The sequence below is a fragment of the Bacillus sp. UNC125MFCrub1.1 genome (assembly GCF_000701305.1).
Lineage (GTDB): Bacteria > Bacillota > Bacilli > Bacillales > Bacillaceae > Bacillus > Bacillus altitudinis.
Map to the genome: position 1 here is coordinate 151,885 of NZ_KL370769.1, position 17,627 is coordinate 169,511.

Consider the following 17,627-nt stretch of genomic DNA (forward strand, 5'->3'; position numbering starts at 1 on the left):
ATTAAGATGTGAACGTAACACTTTCTACTTTATCTACATCTAATAGAGTCGTTGCAGAGCCTGTAGGTGTCACAGAGCTTTCTTGTGTGACGAAAACAACACCTGTTGAAGCATCGAATGATACGAATTGAACGGGTCCGATTAAGTCACCTGAGTCCATGACAATGCTAATGACTGTTCCAGGTGCAAGTCTTGCAAAAATCCATCTTGCTGGTTGAGATACGTCGAGTGTTGTAGCAGAATCTGAAGGTGATGCTTCAGCTGCTACCTCACTAAATAAATCGTTCAATTTTTCTTCCACTTGAACTCCTCCTTCTTCGAGATTAACTGTTAACGCATGACTAAGCGGTTTGAAAAACAGCTTTAACAGCTCTTTTTTTAATTCGGCACGCTTTTCGCTCATGTTTTCCCCATCCTTTCTTCATCCATTCAAACACACCACTATGTATATGCCGTTCTCTTTTTTTGGTATAAGCAGAATGCTCATTCCTTGTTCTTTTTTCATTTAATGACTTCACACATTTTTGAAAAATGTTTTCAAATGCTGATGCTAAATGAAGTGATCCTCATACTCTAGTAAAGATCAAACGAGAAGAAAGAGGGAATCTGAATGGAATTTGAACAACTATTAAATGGCTGGAACGAAGAATTACTAGAAACAGAAGGAATACTTGAAGTTGTGTTGATTATACTTCTTCTTCATCTTTTAGAAGAAAGTGAGGAAGGGAGTGCGTCAGAGATTAAAGAATTGCTACGCCCATGGCTTGAGCTCGGCATTCCGCTGCCGCGTGTTCATTTAGTCAATGGAGATGTGCTGCAAAACGTGGTTGTCGTACAATTGTTTGACTCAGTAGCAGTCTTTAAAAATGCGACAAATCAGCTAAGAGTAAGTGTTCCTTATGTGAACATTGTCAGCTGGGGGGCTTTTTAATCTATTTAAAAAAGGATAATGGTCATGAAAGTATCAGTGATATTAACAAGCTACAACAAACCTGATTTCATTGAACGTGTGCTAAAGAGTGTGGTAGAACAAACGTATCAGCATTGGGAGCTTTTGATCATGGATGATGGCTCTGAACAAGAAACGATCCAAAAGATGCAGCCTTATTTAGTGGATAAGCGCATTCAATTGTATTCTCATCAAATTCATCCTGCAAACCGGCTGAAGACTGTACGTTATGCAACGCTAATTAATGAAGCATTAACACATATAACAGGTGAGCTGGTTTGTTATGTAACTGATGATACAGTCTACAGAAAAGATCGTTTAGAGAAAATGGTCGAGGTTTTTCAATCGAAGCCTCACATAGATATCGTCTATTCCTCGCAGCGTGTCGTGCATGTGAATCAGCATTTGGTGGAAACGGCGAGCTTCGTTCGAGAAGCTGATCAAGTGTTGGAGCATGCATCCTTTCAAGTCGACCATTGCTCTGTTATGCATAGAAGCCGGCTGCTTTCGTTTATTCATGAAAAATACGGACAATACTGGGCCGACGAACCAAAACATTGGCATCATGCTGATTCTGTGTTTTGGATGAGACTGAATCATTTTGCTGCGTTCTTTCCATTACAAGAAGTACTTGATACCACATATAAAACGCCACAATCATTCCATCATATGTTTTCGAGTATGCCCTACGATTTAATTGACGGAACTGTGATTGAAAGAGATGGCGATTATTATCAAATCGCTCACGGATGTCTTCATCAAATTGACAGGCGCTGGGTGAATGAAAAGAACAGGCGTGCGATTCGTGTTCCTTCTTTATGTACGATGAAATATGAAATGAACGAGCCGCTGACAGTTCCGAATTATACAGTCGTCACTGCAGATAACGGAAGAACATTTTATTATATTGAACATCAGACAAAAAGAAGGTTTGCTTCAAGACGTGATGTGCAATATTTTCAGTTTCATCAAAAGGAGATATACACGGTCACAAAACAGCAGCTAGAGACGTTTAAGGATGGCAAGATCATTCAAGTATCTCCTATATTCAGCCCGCCAAATAGACGGCTGTTTAAATGGAAACAAGATGTCTATTTATTTGTGCATGATACCTTTTGCCGAATTGTCCCTGAGGTAGTGAAAATATTTGCGTTTTACCATCAGCCAATCAAACTACAACCTTCTCAATTTGCATTTTTTCAAGAAGGAAAGCCAATTGTGCCGCTGTATATGGAGTCACTTCAGGAATTTGACTTGTCTCTTTATCAGATGTCAGGACGAAAGCACTCCTCCTAAGAGGGGTGCTTTTTTTAGAATAGATGAAAAAAGCAGGAGATCGACAGGAAAAAGCGAAACGTGAAAAGGATAGGGGAACACGTTGAACATCATCAAGCCGCTGAAAATTGGGCAATACGTGCCGGATTTTCGGCATAGAAAGTGAGGGGGAAATAGTGGGGAAGGTTGTCGAAAGAGCGGATTGGTTTGAATTAATTTTAGAAGCCATCGATGAAGCGATTCACGTTGTAGACGATCAAGGGGTTACCATCTTTTATAATCATAATGCAGCGAAGTTCGACTGTTTAGCGAAAGAAGAGGTGATTGGCAAGTACATACTGGACGTGTATCCTTCATTAACTGAAAAGACAAGTACACTCATGCATGTACTTAGAACAGGAAAACCCATTTATCATTCGTTGCAAACCTATTTGAACAAAAATGGAGAAAAAATTGAGACCGTCAACACTACACTGCCTATTATAGAAGGCAGCAAGTTAATTGGGGCGGTAGAAGTAGCGAAGGATGTGTCGAAGCTGTCAGCGCTTTCGAATCGTTTAGATCAAAAAAAACGAACGGATGGTGCCGCGGAGACCACTCAAATGCTCGATTTTTCTTCATTTTTAACAAATGATCCACACTTAAAAGAGGTGCTGGAGAAAGCGAAAAAAGCTGCTGCATATCCTTCATCGGTTATGGTCTTCGGGGAAACTGGGACAGGAAAAGAGGTACTCGTACAAGCGATTGTTCATGCTTCTGATCGGAAAGATCAAGTCTTTATCCCGCAAAACTGCGCTGCTCTTCCAGAATCGCTGCTTGAAAGTCTTTTATTCGGGTCTGTCAAAGGAAGTTATACGGGCGCAATAGATCGCAAGGGGCTGTTTGAATTAGCAGATGGCGGTACGCTTTTTCTTGATGAGCTGCAAGCGATGCCTCTTACGCTTCAAACAAAATTACTGCGTGTGTTAGAGGATGGTGTTGTCCGCCGGATAGGTGATGCAAAGGCGGTTCAAGTAAATGTCAGAGTGATTACTGCCCTCAATATCGACCCATTTGAAGCCGTTAAAAAACAAATGTTAAGAGAAGACTTATTTTATAGACTGCATGTGTCATCATTTCATATCCCGCCGCTTCGCACAAGGAAGCATGATATCCAGCTGTTATCCCGCCACTTTATTCAAACGTATCATCAGCAATTTTCAAAAAACGTCAACCGCCTTTCTGAAGAAACTGTCCAAGTATTTATGGCCCATCAGTGGCCAGGGAATGTCAGAGAATTAAAACATACGATCGAGCATGCCGTCTTGATGATGCCAAAGGAAGCAGAAGAAATCACCCCAGCATACCTCCCTGCCCATTTGCGGACGCATCAGATAGAAAGTCATCCGCCAGAGTCCTCATTAAAAAGTCAAGTGACGTCATTTGAACAAACGCTGATTCAAGAAGCTTTAAGACAGCACGCAGGGAATATTAAGCAAACGGCAGCCGCTTTAAAAATTCCTCGACAAACATTGCAGTATAAACTAAAAAAATATACAGATGCCGAAAAGTAGGCACTTCAAACAGGTGAATGTGACGGAAAAGCTCCTTTTGTAAAGAATAGGGGCATTTTCCCATGTTGGCACATAACTTGCATAGTATAAAGTGAATGCTGATAGGGGGAATGGATATGAATCAAAAACTGTATCAACCTGCGCGACATTGGAAGGACATTGAACTTTGGAAGGACGTACCCGAGGAAAAGTGGAACGACTGGATTTGGCAGCTGACGCATACGGTCAAAACGCTTGAAGATTTAGAAAAAGTCGTGAACTTAACAGAAGAGGAAAAAGAAGGGGTGAAGATTTCCACGAAAACCATTCCACTCAACATAACACCCTACTATGCCTCACTGATGAATCCAGACGATCCAAGATGCCCAATCCGTATGCAGTCTGTACCGATTGCAGAAGAGCTTCATAAAACAAAATATGACCTCGAAGATCCGCTCCATGAAGATGAGGATTCACCTGTTCCGGGTTTAACGCACCGCTACCCAGATCGTGTGCTGTTTCTTGTCACAAATCAGTGCTCCATGTACTGCCGCTATTGTACGAGAAGGCGCTTTTCCGGTCAGATCGGGATGGGTGTGCCGAAAAAGCAATTAGATGCCGCCATTGGATATATTAGAGAAACCCCTGAAGTGCGGGATGTGTTAATTTCAGGCGGTGACGGGCTGTTAATTAATGATCAAGTGCTTGAATACATTTTGAAAAACTTACGAGACATTCCTCACGTTGAAATCATTCGAATTGGAACACGTGCACCGGTCGTGTTTCCGCAGCGAATTACAGATGAATTGTGTGAGATTTTAAAAAAATATCATCCTGTTTGGCTGAACACTCACTTTAATACAAGCATTGAAATCACAAAAGAAGCAAAAGAAGCGTGTGAGCGACTTGTCAATGCTGGCGTCCCTGTTGGTAATCAGGCGGTGATCCTAGCAGGAATTAACGACAGTGTTCCAATTATGAAGAAGCTGATGCATGATCTCGTCATGATTCGCGTCAGACCTTATTATATTTATCAATGTGATTTATCTGAGGGGATCGGCCACTTTAGAACACCGGTTTCAAAAGGCCTTGAAATCATTGAAGGCTTAAGAGGACATACGAGTGGTTATGCCGTGCCAAGCTTTGTTGTAGATGCGCCAGGCGGCGGAGGTAAGATCACCTTACAGCCAAATTATTTATTATCTCAAAGCCCTGAGAAAGTGGTCCTGCGTAACTTTGAAGGTGTGATCACCTCTTATCCGGAGCCAGAACATTACGTCGCCGGCCAAGCGGATGCGTATTTTAATGAAATCTATGAAGAAAAGAAAGAACCGGCAATTGGCATAACAGCTCTATTTGAGGATGAAGCAAGATCCTTTACGCCTGAAAATTTAAGCCGAATGAAACGAAGAGAGTCTTATGAGACGAATCCTGAACATGATACGCTCAAAAACAAACGCGAAAAACGAGATGAATTAAAAGAGAAGAAATATCAAGCCCAGCTCAAAAAAGAACAAACCGTAAAGGAGGAGAAATAAAGTTGCTGACATGTGATTGGTGTGAGGAGAAGAAAGCGAACGCAGGACAGACCACAGTCTATTGGGAACTCATCACGGGCACACAATCGATTGAGATTTTGGAAACGCCTTCGATTTCTTGCACGCATTGCGGGATGACGTATCAGAAGGATGAGACAGTAAAAGAGATAGAAGATCAATTAATTTTAGTCGATCAAACAAAACTTCCAGAAAAAATCTTATATGAAGAATTAATGAGCATGGAGCGGTTATTAAAGCGTAATTACTTTGATTTTTCTTCATAAGTTGTACCTCCGCCTATACAAGTCATCAAATTCCTGTATAATATAACAACAAAATAGAGTGTCGCGGAGGGAAAAACAGGTGAAGTCGTTTTACCATTATTTAATGAAGTACAGACATCCAAAACCGAAGGATGACATCAGTCATTTTGCAAATGCTGCTTATGAAGATCACAGCTTTCCTAAAGCATCCACTGATTATCATGAGCTATGTGCCTATTTAGAGTTAAATGGGGACTATTTAAGCTCCATGACGACATTTGATGAGGCTTTTGAGCAATACGAAGTAGAAGTCAAAAAAAAATAACACACACAACCGCTTGTTCCGTATGGAAGAAGCGGTTTTTTCATGAAGAAATAAAATGGCGTTTTGCATGGTGTGGTTGCCCATGCAGAATTCCTTGCGCCGGCATACGATACGTTAAGACCAAAAGTCGGGCAAGGGGGAGACAGAATGAAGGCGAAAGCACCAAAATATAAAGTAGGGGATATTGTCGTCGTTGTCATGTACGGCACAGTTGGAACGATAACAAAAGTCCATCAAATTGACCAACATTATCTATATGAGGTCAATCATAATGAGGTGCTTTATTTTGAAACATCACTCCAGCTTTACGATGAGTACGACGGGGTGATTGTAGATACAGAAAAGCTGGACATTGAATATGAGTTCCTCATTGGCGATGTTGTATATGTAAAGGATTACGGGAAAGAGCTATTTAAAATCATTGGCCATCGGACTGAGATATGGCGCTACCTTGAAGATGGCTGGGAAGATGTCATTTATGAACTGACAAGGTTAAAAGACGGAGAATGGCTGGAAACAGAAGAAGAAGACTTGACGCTTGTCCTAAGAAAATATGAGATGGATCAGTTTGTTCATCAGCTTCTTTTTGTGCATTACGTTGGAGAAACCTCAAAAGAAATAGAGGAAGATATGGTGCAAACCGCTCTATTACAGTTAGAAGAGAAACAAGAAAGCGAAGCATCACTAGAATTTCTCGCTGTATCTATAGTGGATGAGCTTCTTGATATTTACAATGATTATAAAATTCTCTATGAATTTTTCAAAGACCCAGAATATAAGGATATGATGGACTTTATTTTGGAAAGTTTAAACGAGCATTTTGGTTAAAAGAAGACTTGTCCTAACACGAATAAAAAGTAAGGAACACAGAAAAAAGCAATCACATAAAACCATCCCCTCAAGATACGGCCCATCACCTGATCAAAAGTATGTCCATCTAAAATGCTTAACCATTTCATTGCCTCATGCCCCTTTTCTTTTCGTTTACTGCATTTATATGTATGGAATGAGCCATTATGACAAACTGTAATAAAAATAAGGCGACGTTCATACATCATAAAAAAGGAGGCGGAAAGCAATGAAAGAAGCAGATTTGGTGATTGATACAGAGGAAATTGCAGAATTCTTCTACACGGAGCTGGTCAAAAGAGGGTACATACCATCTGAGCTGGAAACGTTTGAGCTTGCCGATATTACATTTGAATATATGCTGAGGAAAGCAATGATAGTTGAAGAAGAGGCACGGTAGGCACTATACTTTGAAGAGATTCTGAGTAGAAAGGGAGGGGAATTGTTTCGCGTGTATGTCATCATTTTTTTCCTTTTGTTTGGCGCCATCGCTGCGCTTATGGTGTCTGGCATGTTCCAGGAGTTGGACAACCAGATCATCTTATCATTTGAGAACATCAGACTTCCTTTTTTAAATGATGTCATGCTGACTTTGACTGACTTTGGTATCAGTGCGCTGCTTGTCCCAATCATGCTCATCTTTAGCGTGGTGCTGTTTATGTATAAACGCTACCACTCTATTATGCTGCTTTTTCTACTATATATAGCAGAAAAAACGGTCAATCATGAACTGAAAGGACTGTTTGCTAGAGAGCGTCCAGCCTTTGATCATCTAGTGAATGAGACCTATTACAGCTTTCCGAGCGGACATTCTATGAATGCAGCAACGATCTATCCATTTATCGCCTATCTATTCATTGAAATGGTTCCGTGGCTGAAAAAGAGACAAAAAGCAGTCTACATGGTGACAGGGTGCTATGTGCTGATGATCGGCATCAGCAGGATGTATATCGGTGTTCATTATGTCACTGATGTAGCAGGGGGCTTTGCGATAGGACTAGCTTTATTTCTCATATGTAAAAAGATTGACGAAAAATTGTCTGTCATTCGACAAAAATAGAAGAAGGAAATTCATAGATCCCAGCCAATTTTATATAAAAGGGGAGGGATTTGAATGCAATTGACGTTGAGATTTTTTCAAAAGAAACCTTCAGCTTATCACTTAACCATTTATCAAACACCTGAATATGGTGCAGAAAGCGGGCATCAGCCTGTGTACCGGACAAAGATTGGCGGCAGGACACACCTTGATGTACTGGAAAAAGCATTCTCGACATTTAATGTACAAGATACAGTCCCTAATGATTACAATGCACGGTTTATCACAACTGGGGATATCGTTGTGATTGATGACCAGAAAAAAGGGAAGTGCTACTACCAGCTCTTTCCGGCAGGATGGAAACGCAGTGAACGCCTAATGACGATGAGTTAAATATAAACGACGATGCCAGCTTTACTTTCAGCTGGTATTTTCTTTTTTGAACGCAATCGTTTATAATAAATGGGACTAAACACATGTTAAACGTAAGTGGAGGCTAAAAAATGAGTGTACATATTGGAGCAGAAAAAGGACAAATTGCAGAAACGGTATTGCTTCCAGGCGATCCGCTTCGTGCGAAATATATTGCAGATACATATTTAGAAGATGTAGTGTGCTATAACGAAGTGCGCGGCATGTATGGTTATACTGGGACATATAAAGGAAAACGCATTTCTGTACAAGGTACTGGAATGGGCGTACCGTCTATTTCGATCTATGTGAATGAGCTGATCCAAAGCTATGATGTTCAAAACTTAATCCGTGTCGGTTCTTGCGGAGCGATCAAAAAGGATGTCAATGTACGTGACGTCATCTTAGCTCAAACATCATCAACAGATTCTCAAATGAACCGTGTGGCATTTGGACCGATTGATTACGCACCATGTGCTGATTTTGGTTTACTGAAAAAAGCCTACGACACAGCAGAAGCGAAAAATGTAGCTGTGCGTGTTGGGAATGTATTTACAGCAGACCAATTTTATAATGAAAAACCACTTGAGCTGATGGACCAATATGGAATTCTAGCGATTGAAATGGAGACAACGGCTCTTTATACGCTTGCTGCAAAATTTGGCAGAAAAGCGTTGTCGATCCTGACAGTGAGTGATCATGTGCTAACAGGAGAAGAAACAACTGCTGAAGAGCGTCAAACGACATTTGACGAAATGATCTTAATTGCACTAGATTCTGTTTTATAATAGTATAAAGGGTGTGCTACGATGTAGCGCATCTTTATTTTTTTAGTAGAGCAAAAGGAAGGTATGTCATGAAGAAAAGCTATAAAATACTCTCAATCGCATCGATTCTTGGTTTGACGGCCGCATTATCAGGCTGCCAGTTGCTGGATCAGAAAAGCGGTACCACTGAATCTAACAAAACAAACGAACAAAAGAACGCAGCAAGTTCATCATCCCAGCAAAACTCAAACGATACGGCAGATTCATCTAATCAAGAGCTGACGTTAAAGAGTGAATATTTCAATGACATCAAGGTAGTGAGCGGACTGAAGACCATTCAAAACCCTGAAAATGTGCTTGCTTTAGTGAACAAAGAATATGCACTGCCAGGAACCTATAAACCTTCTGATCTCGTTGTACCAAAAGTGGAATTCTCTTTTTCAGAGGATATTGAAAAACGATATATTCGAAAAGAAGCAGCGGAGGCACTTGCAAAGTTATTCAAAGGTGCTAAAAAGGAAAACTTTGAGCTTGCTGCAGTATCTGGCTATCGTTCCTATGATCGTCAAAAAGTCATTTTTGATAGTGAAGTGAAACTAAAAGGGAAAGAAAAAGCCCAAGAAGCCGTAGCCTTACCAGGCGAAAGTGAGCATCAAACAGGTCTTGCCATGGATATTTCCTCAAAAAGTGCCGGCTTTGAAATCTCTGAAAAATTTGGTGAAACACCTGATGGTAAATGGGTAGCCAAAAACGCTTATAAATATGGCTTTATCATCCGTTATCCAAAAGGGAAAGAAGACATCACGAAATATGAATATGAGCCGTGGCACTTGCGCTATGTAGGGAAAGAAGCTGCAAAAGCGATGCATGATCATGATTTAACTTTCGAAGAGTATATGAATAAAGTGAAGAAAATATAAACAAATAAAAGGCCTCCCGAAGCTGGGAGGCCTTCTTTTATACGCCGTTTTAAAAAAAGAACAAACCTGCTAAAGCGAAGCCGGTAATAAAACCGAGACCGATGCCATAAGCTGCACCCCAGCCATAATAACCTCCGTAATATCCATAACCAAAGCCCCCGCGGGACCCGCCGACTGGCCGGATATAAACTTTGCGGTTTGACACCCGCTCAATACGTCCAACATGTACTCTGCCATTTCGATCAGTAATTCTAGCTACTTTCCCCATATGCTGCTGACAAAGTTTATAGTAGCGCTCCATGTTTTTCCTCCTTATGACAAACTCTTTTCACTCTTATCCTATGCGAAAGACTTCATAGAGTTTGGACAAAACATATAGGAGATTCGCTCATTTTATACTGTACATTCAAATACAAGGTGACTCAGATGTTCTCGGTGTGTTTGAATCAGGTCATAGTGTGTCTGTAATGTATCATAAAGAGAAGATGGTATTTGATCTGATAATTCCATTTCGGTCGGCTCTTCCTGCACCATGTGTTCATCAAATGAGAGAATCTGAATGTCACGGAATCCTGCGGACGCTAACTGTTTTTTCCATTCAGGAAATGAAAAGAGGGAGTGAAACCCATAAAACTCCCGAATGGTTGCCTGTTCTTTTGAGGGGAGCGGCACTTTTAACACAGCCTCATTTGCGATCAATTGCTTTCCAGGAGCAAGCACCCGTTTGATCTCAGCAAGCGCAGCAGGTAAATGGGTGAAACTTAAAACAGATTCACTGATCAGTAGAGAGAACGAGTCATCTGAAAATGGCAGGTGTTCGATCGATGCTTGCTGTGCACGGAAAGGTAGTTGTTCCCGCTCGAATCGCAGATTGGCTTTTTCAATCATCAAAGGGTGTGTATCAATCGCCTCTACTTCATAACCTAAATGTCCTAGATAGGCGGCTGTTTGTCCTGTGCCGCATCCAACATCCAGTATACGATCGTCAGACGCCAAGTGAAGATGCTCAATCATCGTTTTTGTTAGCTCAATTCCACCAGGATGGGCACCTGATACACCAAAATAGGCAAGCATTTCTACATAGTCACTCATGGAATCCCTTCTTTCTTTATCATGTTTCTCTCTAAAGATTATGCATTGCAAGGCGAAATGGCTTATCTTTTCAAATAGAAGTTTGATCCTTTGGTTGACGGATGAAGAATCGTCCTTGATAATAATGAAAGGAGATAAAGGTGGTGTTTTTTTGAAAAAACAATTCAAGTTCGTGATAGCCATTCTGGTGACAGCAGCGCTTTCCTCAGCGATTACATTTGTGATCACAAAACAAGGTGCTGTCAGCGTTTCAGGAGATGAGAAGTTTAGTAAACTCATGGCTGCATATACGAAGGTAAAAAACGAGTATTACGAAAAAACGGATGATCAAAAACTAGTAGACGGTGCGATTCAAGGAATGATTGCATCACTTGATGATCCATACTCTACATATATGGATCAGGAGGAAGCCGAAGGGTTTAACAACACCATTTCATCTTCATTTGAAGGAATTGGTGCACAAGTAGAAGAGAAGGATGGACAAATTTTAATTGTCGCACCGATTAAAGGCTCTCCTGCTGAAAAAGCTGGTTTGAAACCTCATGATCGTATTTTAAAAGTGGATAGTAAAAGTACAAAAGGCATGTCAGTGAATAAAGCCGTTTCTCTTATCAGAGGGAAAAAAGGAACGGATGTCAAACTGCATTTGAACCGACAAGGTGTTGGAAATGTGGATGTCACGATCACAAGAGATACGATTCCACTTGAAACGGTGTATGCAAAACTAACAAAAGATAAAATAGGCGAAATCCAAATCACGTCTTTTGCTGAAACCACGTCTAAAGAGTTAGATAAAGCGATTGATGACCTCGAGAAAAAAGGGGCAAAAGGTTTTGTCATTGATCTGAGAGATAATCCAGGCGGCATTATGACAGAAGCAATTGAAATGAGCAATGACTTTATCGATAAAGGAAAAGTCATTATGCAGGTTGAGGAAAAAGGAAAGAAACAAGTGTACAAAGCGGAAAAAGAACGCAAAGTTCATCAGCCGACAGTTGTTCTTGTAAACGGCGGTTCAGCGAGTGCTGCTGAAATCATGGCGGCAGCTCTGCACCAATCCTCTAGCATTCAACTTGTTGGAGAAAAGACATTTGGTAAAGGGACTGTTCAAAATGCGCAAAGCTACAATGATGGTTCTAGTGTGAAATTAACCATTGCCAAGTGGTTGACACCAGACGGGTCTTGGATTCACAAAAAAGGAATTGAGCCACAGGTGAAAGCATCTCTGCCGAGTTATGCGAAGCTGCCATACTTAAGTCCGAAAAAGACGTATCAACTGAATGATGATGGAGATGAAGTCAAAGCGGCTCAAAAAATGTTCCAAGCGCTTGGCTACAAAGCAAAAGCCAATGGAGAATATGATCAAGCATTCCAGTCGGTCGTGAAAAGTTTCCAATCAGATCACGATCTGAAGGCTGATGGTATTCTGACAGGGGACACAACGACGGTACTGATGACAAACATACAAGATAAGCTCAAGAAAAATGATACGCAAATGAAAAAAGCCATTGAAGTGTTGAAAAAAGAAATGAAATAGAAAAAGCAGTCCTCATCAGGGGACTGCTTCAAATTGTTGACAAAGGGCTAAAATGAACTTTATTTTAGCCCTTTGTCTTCTTTTCAGCTCAGCGTGATAGAAAACCTTTGAAGTCTAGGAAGGACGAGTACTGGAGCGGAGCGAATTTGACATTCGTGAGCACCAGCACGCAGGACTGACAAAGAATGCGAGGGTTTGTCTACACGCTGAAGCAGTCCTTATCAGGGGACTGCTTTTTTTCTTGTATTACGCTTTGTTAGCCACAGGTTCCGTTGTTTTCCCATTCTTTTCAAACAAATCACTTGTCACAGCATTAGATGTGACATTCTTTTGGAAGAATGGATTCAAAATCAGGATGACCACAACGTTTGCTAGTAAACCAAGAAATCCTTCATAAAGACCAAACGTGACTTGTGAGATATTGGCTGTAAAGGTGACGATGATGCCAACAACTAAACCCGCAATCGTTGCTTCTCTTGATTGTTTTTTCCAGAACAAGCTGATCGCAATGGCAGGGAAGATTTGAACCATTCCTGAAACACCGATCAGCTGAAGCGTGACAAGCGCAGTCGGGAACAGCATACCGAATAAAAGAGCAAGCCCGATCACGATAAATACCATCGAACGTGTAATGATCGTTAACCGTTTAGGTGACACAGTTGGATGGATTAAATCACGGTACAAATTATTGGCAAATAAATTCGACGCCCCAATGGCCATGATCGAACATGGAATGAGAGAAGCAAGTGCAATCGTTGAATACGCAAGCCCCTGCATCACGCCGCCATATGACGTCTGAATTAAATGAAGAAGAGCAAATCTTGGATTTGTATCTTCCGGTAAGACTAAAAAGGCAATGAAGCCAAGGAAGATGACCAAAATCAATACAATGTTGTAAAGAGGTAAAAACATACTGTTTTTACGGATGGCATCTGCGCTTTTGGCTGTGAAAACGCCAGTTGCTGCATGTGCCCACATAAATAATGCGAGTGCAGAAACACCTGATGCGGTAATAAACCACAAAATGCCTTTAGGCCCGCCTTCAGGAATCGTCAGAAGCTGTGGGGCTTCCTTAGCTAACGTATTCATCATTGGGGTCCAGCCGTTAAAATGAATAATCGGGAGGGAAACGACCATAAAGAGCATGATCACCCAAACAAGAATATCTTTAATAATGGCTGTATATGTAGGACCTTTAATACCACTGAAAAATGTATAAAGTGCAACTAAAATAAATGAAATTATAACAACTGCATTCACATTAATATAACTCGTTCCAGCGACAGTTAACGTATCTTGAATCCCGCTTAACTGAAGACAAATGTATGGAATGAGCATGAGTACACCAACAATGGCAATCAAGCTGGATAACAGTTTACTGTCAAATCGCTCACGTGCATAATCAGCAAGTGTTGTCAGCTTGTGATTTTTTGCAACCGTCCAAAGTTTTGGTAAGAAGAAATACGCAATAAAATAAGCAAGAACTGAATAGGGGATAGCGAAAAAAGCAACACTTCCCGCTGTATAAGCTGTACTTGTGAGCCCTAAAAAGGTATAAGCAGTATATAAGTCTGCGCCAACAAGGAACCAGACGAGAAGCCCGCCAAATTTTCTCCCGCCAACAGACCATTCTTCGACTGACTGTCTTGATGATTTATCACGACCAGCGGCAAAACCGATGACCACGACGATGAAAATAATACTTGCAGTAATCAATAAAGCTGTTAAGTTTCCTTGCATTCGTCAGTTCCTCCATTTGAATGTTGCATCCTGTAAATGATAAATGTGCAAACGGGTGTGAGTACAATCCATAGTAAGAGCCAGAAGTGGAAAAAGGGCAGCCCGATGACAAATGGATGAATACGATTCACAAAGGGGAGCAGTGCAAGCTGTCCAATGAATGGAATCGCGATGAGTAGCGCCAGTATCAGTTTTTTGTTCATGTTTTCCTCCTCTAATATTTTGTAATTTCATAATAATAGCAGTTGTCAGATTAGATCACAAGACCATTTTCAGAAAAAACAATCATTTTTATGAATATCATACTAATATAACGCTTTCATTTTTAAAAAGAGGTAAATAGTGAAGAATGAGAAAGGAAGACTTAAAAATAAGTATGGAAAAATAATATTTAGAGCAAATAAAAAAGCCCCAGCATGACGCTGAGACTGTGCCGTTTTTTATAGGAAATCAGATACTTCTTCGATGTCAAAACGATTGCTTTTGTGAGCTTCTTTTGCTGCTTTCCCGACAGAAATCAACATCACTGGTTCGTATCGACCGCTCACATTGAATTCTTTCACGTACGCTTCTTTGCTGAAACCGCCCATTGCGCATGTATCATATCCCATTGCTTTCGCCGCAATCATTAATTGCATAGCAGCTAACGAAGCGTTAGAATACGCAGCTTCACGTGCATATTGCTCGCTTTGATAAGCACCATTAATTTGCGTCATCAATGTTTCTTTAATATCTTCTGTGATGAAGCCTTGTTCTGCTAGCTCACTGTAGATTTTTTCACCCTTTAGATTGGCTTCAAGGTCACCTAGCACAGCAATCACAGCTGATGCTTGAGAGATTTGTTTTTGATTGTAAGCGATTGGAAGAAGTTTTGCTTTTGATTCAGCACTATGGAAAACAGTGAAATGCCAATGCTGAAGGTTCCAAGCAGATGGTGCTTTTGTTGTGATATCAAGAAGCTCTGTTAACTCTTCTTTTGTCATTTCATGAGTTGTATCATACTCTTTTACTGAAGCTCTTTCTTTTAAAATGTCAATCGTTTTTTGATCGCTCGCCATATGGATATTTCCTCCCGTTTTTGCAAATAGTATGGTACAATAAATAAAAAAGTGAGAAACTTACTTATTGTAACTAGAGATATATTTTAAATTGTACACCGTTAGTTTGTCAAACGATTATGAAAAGAAAGGCTGAAATATATGGAATTTCAATTATGTCCAAACATTCAGCAAGCTTTTTTGCTTCTTGGCAAAAGGTGGAATGGTCTCATCATTCATGTATTGCTTGATGGTCCGAAGCGGTTTAAAGACCTGACGGACATTATTCCATCCATCAGTCAAAAAATGCTCGCAGAACGCTTAAAAGAGCTTGAGCAAGAAGGAATCATAAAGCGCACTGTACTTCCTGAAACGCCAGTCAAAGTCATCTATTGTCTAACCGAAAAAGGGAGTGCATTACATGGTGTGTTCGGAGAAGTATCGCGCTGGGCAGGGGAGTATGCTGGATCTCATGAAAAAAAGGAGCAAGCTTAGTTTTAGGTTTGCCCAAACGTTTTGTCTTCTAATGAATATGCTGATGTTAGGCACATGACAAAGGAGGAGAAAAGCATGTACCCTCATACTCCGTATTTTCGAGGCGGTGCCCCTGGCATTCCGCCATATGAATCTAGAGTCCCTTTGTTTTTTGGTTTTGGCGCTCCTTTAGTCGGCGGACTGCTTGGCGGATTTCTAGGAAGTGCGATTTTTAATTATCCTCGTCCATATTACCCGCCTCCACCACCGCCTGTTCCACCACCTTATGGCGGCGGATATCCACCATATTATTAAGAAAAAAGAGTAAGCCTGCTTCCATTTCAAAGCAGGCTTTTTATAATGGAATATCAATTTCAGAAATGCCTGGATCATCATGCTTTAAAAACATAATTTCTAAAATACCATCTTGATACGAAGCCTTCGTTCCTTTTCTTTTCACAGCAGCAGGCAGGACAACCTTCTTTTGTTTATTCTCTTCAGGAAAATGATCAATAAACAGCAGATTGGCTGTATGTTTGATTTTTACTTTTTCCGTGTTCGGACGATCGAGCTCTATTTTGACAAACACGTGATCTGTCGTCTCAAATACTTCAACATTCGGCTCTTTCTTTTTTTTATCGTCTGGCTCTCTTTCTTTCTGCTTCTGAGACAGCGGATCCTGAAAGGGGAATTGAGCAGAATAATTGGAGCCGAAAACACTTTCCATGACTTGATTGACATATTGCTCAACGTCTTTAGGATCTGAATTTTTTAACGCTTCTTTTGAAAATTGCTTTTGAAAAGGGAATAATCGGTTCCAGTCAAACATGCAAATCATCCTTTCTAAATGCCCTGAATTAGTATATGCCCATAATGTGATGTGCGTGCTATAATATACGATAGGTTTAGAAAGGAATGGTTAGATTGAACGAACAACAATCAAAAGGTGTCTTATATACGGTTGCATCTTTTACATTATGGGGATTGTTCCCATTATATTGGAAACTGATGGAGCATATTTCGTCAGGCGAAATTTTAGCGCACAGAATCATATGGTCCTTTGTTTTTATGTGCGGTATTCTTTTATATTTAAAGCAAGTCCGTCCAGCGGTGCAGACTGTGAAAGGTCTGATGATAGATGGAAAAGCACTTTTTTCATTACTTTTATCGGCTATTTTAATTTCGGTCAACTGGTATGTATACATTTGGGCTGTAAATCACGATCTGATGCTGGAAGCGAGTTTAGGGTATTATATTAATCCGCTTGTATCAGTTTTACTAGGCATCATTTTCTTAAAAGAACGACTGAATAAAATGCAAACCACCGCCATTCTCATTGCTGCAGCTGGTGTCATCATCTCAACTGTTCAGTACGGCTCATTTCCTGTCGTGGCTTTCGTATTGGCTTTTAGTTTTGGGTTTTATGGACTGATTAAAAAAAGAATGAGTTTTACGAGTGCCATTGGATTAACCATTGAAACACTGCTTCTTGCACCAGCTGCGCTTGTTTACTTATTCTTCTTCTTAAAAGAACCTGTTGTCACGATGAATCCGAGCAGCTTCGGCTCTCTTGGGCTATTATTTTTTGCAGGTGTCTTTACAGCTGTACCGCTTCTTTTATTTTCTGAAGGGGCCAAAAGAATTCCTTTATACCAAGTTGGTATTTTGCAGTATATTGCACCGACCATTACACTCTTTTTGGGGCTGTTTGTGTATCACGAACACTTATCTGCAGCAAAAATCGTGACATTCCTCTGTATTTGGGTGGCGATTTTACTATTTACAACCTCTCAACTGCGAATGAAAAAAACAGCGAATTCTCATTAAAGAGACGAAGCAGTTTGCTTTTTTTTGCAGGCGGATCATGTCATAATAAGTT

24 protein-coding genes are annotated in these 17,627 nt (G+C 40.5%); 16 read left to right on the forward strand and 8 right to left on the reverse strand.

Going from position 1 to position 17,627, the window contains the following annotated elements:
• Position 1 precedes the first annotated feature (1 nt).
• Entirely contained in the window at positions 2-403 is a 402-nt protein-coding gene (locus N521_RS13645) for a hypothetical protein (RefSeq protein WP_007500770.1), read from the reverse strand.
• A 207-nt stretch (positions 404-610) separates the two neighbouring features.
• On the opposite strand from N521_RS13645, the gene cgeC reads away from it, so the two are divergent.
• The 7 genes from cgeC to N521_RS13680 all read left to right on the forward strand — a co-directional run bounded on the left by cgeC (position 611) and on the right by N521_RS13680 (position 6,710).
• A complete protein-coding gene (cgeC, locus tag N521_RS13650; protein ID WP_007500768.1) occupies positions 611-931 on the forward strand; it encodes a spore maturation protein CgeC in 321 nt (106 codons plus the stop codon).
• A gap of 18 nt (positions 932-949) precedes the next feature.
• A complete protein-coding gene (locus N521_RS13655; RefSeq protein WP_035391731.1) occupies positions 950-2,245 on the forward strand; it encodes a glycosyltransferase family 2 protein in 1,296 nt (431 codons plus the stop codon).
• A gap of 155 nt (positions 2,246-2,400) precedes the next feature.
• The gene (locus N521_RS13660) at positions 2,401-3,777 is read left to right on the forward strand and encodes a sigma-54 interaction domain-containing protein (protein ID WP_035391734.1); all 1,377 of its coding nucleotides are present in this window, start codon (positions 2,401-2,403) and stop codon (positions 3,775-3,777) included.
• A 116-nt stretch (positions 3,778-3,893) separates the two neighbouring features.
• A complete protein-coding gene (ablA, locus tag N521_RS13665; protein ID WP_008346434.1) occupies positions 3,894-5,294 on the forward strand; it encodes a lysine 2,3-aminomutase in 1,401 nt (466 codons plus the stop codon).
• A gap of 2 nt (positions 5,295-5,296) precedes the next feature.
• Positions 5,297-5,578, forward strand: a complete 282-nt coding sequence (locus N521_RS13670; protein WP_008346437.1) for a YokU family protein — start codon at positions 5,297-5,299, stop codon at positions 5,576-5,578.
• Positions 5,579-5,657: 79 nt separating this feature from the next.
• The gene (locus tag N521_RS13675; protein WP_008346438.1) at positions 5,658-5,882 is read left to right on the forward strand and encodes a YozE family protein; all 225 of its coding nucleotides are present in this window, start codon (positions 5,658-5,660) and stop codon (positions 5,880-5,882) included.
• 147 nt (positions 5,883-6,029) lie between these two features.
• On the forward strand, positions 6,030-6,710 hold the full coding sequence (locus tag N521_RS13680) for a hypothetical protein (RefSeq protein ID WP_008346441.1): 681 nt from the start codon (positions 6,030-6,032) through the stop codon (positions 6,708-6,710).
• On the opposite strand, the gene N521_RS19905 is transcribed toward N521_RS13680, so the two are convergent.
• Positions 6,707-6,841 (reverse strand): hypothetical protein, encoded by a 135-nt coding sequence (locus tag N521_RS19905; RefSeq protein WP_017359686.1) that lies wholly within the window; start codon positions 6,839-6,841, stop codon positions 6,707-6,709. The two genes, N521_RS13680 and N521_RS19905, sit on opposite strands and share 4 nt — an antisense overlap.
• A gap of 119 nt (positions 6,842-6,960) precedes the next feature.
• On the opposite strand from N521_RS19905, the gene N521_RS19355 reads away from it, so the two are divergent.
• The 5 genes from N521_RS19355 to N521_RS13700 all read left to right on the forward strand — a co-directional run bounded on the left by N521_RS19355 (position 6,961) and on the right by N521_RS13700 (position 9,868).
• A complete protein-coding gene (locus N521_RS19355) occupies positions 6,961-7,131 on the forward strand; it encodes a YozD family protein (RefSeq protein ID WP_008346445.1) in 171 nt (56 codons plus the stop codon).
• Positions 7,132-7,182: 51 nt separating this feature from the next.
• Positions 7,183-7,791, forward strand: coding sequence for a phosphatase PAP2 family protein (locus N521_RS13685; protein WP_017359684.1), 609 nt, complete (start codon positions 7,183-7,185; stop codon positions 7,789-7,791).
• A 54-nt stretch (positions 7,792-7,845) separates the two neighbouring features.
• On the forward strand, positions 7,846-8,163 hold the full coding sequence (locus tag N521_RS13690) for a YodL domain-containing protein (RefSeq protein ID WP_007500756.1): 318 nt from the start codon (positions 7,846-7,848) through the stop codon (positions 8,161-8,163).
• A 110-nt stretch (positions 8,164-8,273) separates the two neighbouring features.
• Complete coding sequence (gene deoD / locus N521_RS13695; protein ID WP_007500754.1) at positions 8,274-8,969, forward strand: purine-nucleoside phosphorylase; 696 nt, start codon at positions 8,274-8,276, stop codon at positions 8,967-8,969.
• A gap of 68 nt (positions 8,970-9,037) precedes the next feature.
• Entirely contained in the window at positions 9,038-9,868 is an 831-nt protein-coding gene (locus tag N521_RS13700) for a M15 family metallopeptidase (protein ID WP_007500752.1), read from the forward strand.
• 49 nt (positions 9,869-9,917) lie between these two features.
• Here N521_RS13700 and N521_RS13705 read toward each other — a convergent pair whose 3' ends face one another.
• Both N521_RS13705 and N521_RS13710 read right to left on the reverse strand, forming a co-directional pair.
• Positions 9,918-10,169 carry a hypothetical protein gene (locus N521_RS13705; protein ID WP_008346452.1) on the reverse strand — a complete coding sequence of 84 codons (252 nt, stop codon included), beginning with the start codon at positions 10,167-10,169 and terminating at the stop codon, positions 9,918-9,920.
• A gap of 92 nt (positions 10,170-10,261) precedes the next feature.
• Entirely contained in the window at positions 10,262-10,960 is a 699-nt protein-coding gene (locus N521_RS13710) for a class I SAM-dependent methyltransferase (RefSeq protein WP_008346454.1), read from the reverse strand.
• A 151-nt stretch (positions 10,961-11,111) separates the two neighbouring features.
• On the opposite strand from N521_RS13710, the gene N521_RS13715 reads away from it, so the two are divergent.
• Positions 11,112-12,497: a S41 family peptidase gene (locus N521_RS13715; RefSeq protein WP_017367455.1), complete on the forward strand. Its 1,386-nt coding sequence runs from the start codon at positions 11,112-11,114 to the stop codon at positions 12,495-12,497.
• Positions 12,498-12,743: 246 nt separating this feature from the next.
• On the opposite strand, the gene N521_RS13720 is transcribed toward N521_RS13715, so the two are convergent.
• The 3 genes from N521_RS13720 to N521_RS13730 form a co-directional block, all read right to left on the reverse strand.
• Entirely contained in the window at positions 12,744-14,237 is a 1,494-nt protein-coding gene (locus N521_RS13720) for a sodium:solute symporter family protein (protein ID WP_007500747.1), read from the reverse strand.
• A complete protein-coding gene (locus N521_RS13725) occupies positions 14,222-14,440 on the reverse strand; it encodes a DUF3311 domain-containing protein (protein WP_017359680.1) in 219 nt (72 codons plus the stop codon). Before N521_RS13725 ends, N521_RS13720 begins: the two co-directional genes overlap by 16 nt.
• A gap of 237 nt (positions 14,441-14,677) precedes the next feature.
• Positions 14,678-15,295, reverse strand: coding sequence for a nitroreductase family protein (locus N521_RS13730; RefSeq protein WP_017367452.1), 618 nt, complete (start codon positions 15,293-15,295; stop codon positions 14,678-14,680).
• Between the two features lie 141 nt (positions 15,296-15,436).
• On the opposite strand from N521_RS13730, the gene N521_RS13735 reads away from it, so the two are divergent.
• Together N521_RS13735 and N521_RS13740 are read left to right on the forward strand one after the other, a co-directional pair.
• Positions 15,437-15,769, forward strand: a complete 333-nt coding sequence (locus N521_RS13735) for a winged helix-turn-helix transcriptional regulator (protein ID WP_017359678.1) — start codon at positions 15,437-15,439, stop codon at positions 15,767-15,769.
• A gap of 75 nt (positions 15,770-15,844) precedes the next feature.
• Entirely contained in the window at positions 15,845-16,063 is a 219-nt protein-coding gene (locus tag N521_RS13740; RefSeq protein WP_003215921.1) for a hypothetical protein, read from the forward strand.
• Between the two features lie 40 nt (positions 16,064-16,103).
• Here N521_RS13740 and N521_RS13745 read toward each other — a convergent pair whose 3' ends face one another.
• A complete protein-coding gene (locus N521_RS13745; protein ID WP_017359677.1) occupies positions 16,104-16,577 on the reverse strand; it encodes an Hsp20/alpha crystallin family protein in 474 nt (157 codons plus the stop codon).
• Positions 16,578-16,663: 86 nt separating this feature from the next.
• Between N521_RS13745 and rarD the strand changes: the two genes are divergently transcribed.
• On the forward strand, positions 16,664-17,575 hold the full coding sequence (gene rarD, locus N521_RS13750) for an EamA family transporter RarD (protein ID WP_035391737.1): 912 nt from the start codon (positions 16,664-16,666) through the stop codon (positions 17,573-17,575).
• Positions 17,576-17,627: the final 52 nt, after the last annotated feature.

Excerpts from the sequence above, each read along its gene's own strand:
- N521_RS13740 (WP_003215921.1), top strand. The coding sequence starts at position 15,845 with ATGTACCCTCATACTCCGTATTTTCGAGGCGGTGCCCCTGGCATTCCG.
- N521_RS13735 (WP_017359678.1), top strand. The coding sequence starts at position 15,437 with ATGGAATTTCAATTATGTCCAAACATTCAGCAAGCTTTTTTGCTTCTT.
- N521_RS13710 (WP_008346454.1), bottom strand. The coding sequence starts at position 10,960 with ATGAGTGACTATGTAGAAATGCTTGCCTATTTTGGTGTATCAGGTGCC.
- cgeC (WP_007500768.1), top strand. The coding sequence starts at position 611 with ATGGAATTTGAACAACTATTAAATGGCTGGAACGAAGAATTACTAGAA.
- rarD (WP_035391737.1), top strand. The coding sequence starts at position 16,664 with ATGGTTAGATTGAACGAACAACAATCAAAAGGTGTCTTATATACGGTT.
- N521_RS13745 (WP_017359677.1), bottom strand. The coding sequence starts at position 16,577 with ATGTTTGACTGGAACCGATTATTCCCTTTTCAAAAGCAATTTTCAAAA.
- N521_RS13725 (WP_017359680.1), bottom strand. The coding sequence starts at position 14,440 with ATGAACAAAAAACTGATACTGGCGCTACTCATCGCGATTCCATTCATT.
- N521_RS19905 (WP_017359686.1), bottom strand. The coding sequence starts at position 6,841 with ATGAAATGGTTAAGCATTTTAGATGGACATACTTTTGATCAGGTGATG.
- N521_RS13690 (WP_007500756.1), top strand. The coding sequence starts at position 7,846 with ATGCAATTGACGTTGAGATTTTTTCAAAAGAAACCTTCAGCTTATCAC.
- N521_RS19355 (WP_008346445.1), top strand. The coding sequence starts at position 6,961 with ATGAAAGAAGCAGATTTGGTGATTGATACAGAGGAAATTGCAGAATTC.
- N521_RS13705 (WP_008346452.1), bottom strand. The coding sequence starts at position 10,169 with ATGGAGCGCTACTATAAACTTTGTCAGCAGCATATGGGGAAAGTAGCT.
- deoD (WP_007500754.1), top strand. The coding sequence starts at position 8,274 with ATGAGTGTACATATTGGAGCAGAAAAAGGACAAATTGCAGAAACGGTA.
- N521_RS13645 (WP_007500770.1), bottom strand. The coding sequence starts at position 403 with ATGAGCGAAAAGCGTGCCGAATTAAAAAAAGAGCTGTTAAAGCTGTTT.
- N521_RS13720 (WP_007500747.1), bottom strand. The coding sequence starts at position 14,237 with ATGCAAGGAAACTTAACAGCTTTATTGATTACTGCAAGTATTATTTTC.
- N521_RS13730 (WP_017367452.1), bottom strand. The coding sequence starts at position 15,295 with ATGGCGAGCGATCAAAAAACGATTGACATTTTAAAAGAAAGAGCTTCA.
- N521_RS13700 (WP_007500752.1), top strand. The coding sequence starts at position 9,038 with ATGAAGAAAAGCTATAAAATACTCTCAATCGCATCGATTCTTGGTTTG.
- N521_RS13680 (WP_008346441.1), top strand. The coding sequence starts at position 6,030 with ATGAAGGCGAAAGCACCAAAATATAAAGTAGGGGATATTGTCGTCGTT.
- ablA (WP_008346434.1), top strand. The coding sequence starts at position 3,894 with ATGAATCAAAAACTGTATCAACCTGCGCGACATTGGAAGGACATTGAA.
- N521_RS13655 (WP_035391731.1), top strand. The coding sequence starts at position 950 with ATGGTCATGAAAGTATCAGTGATATTAACAAGCTACAACAAACCTGAT.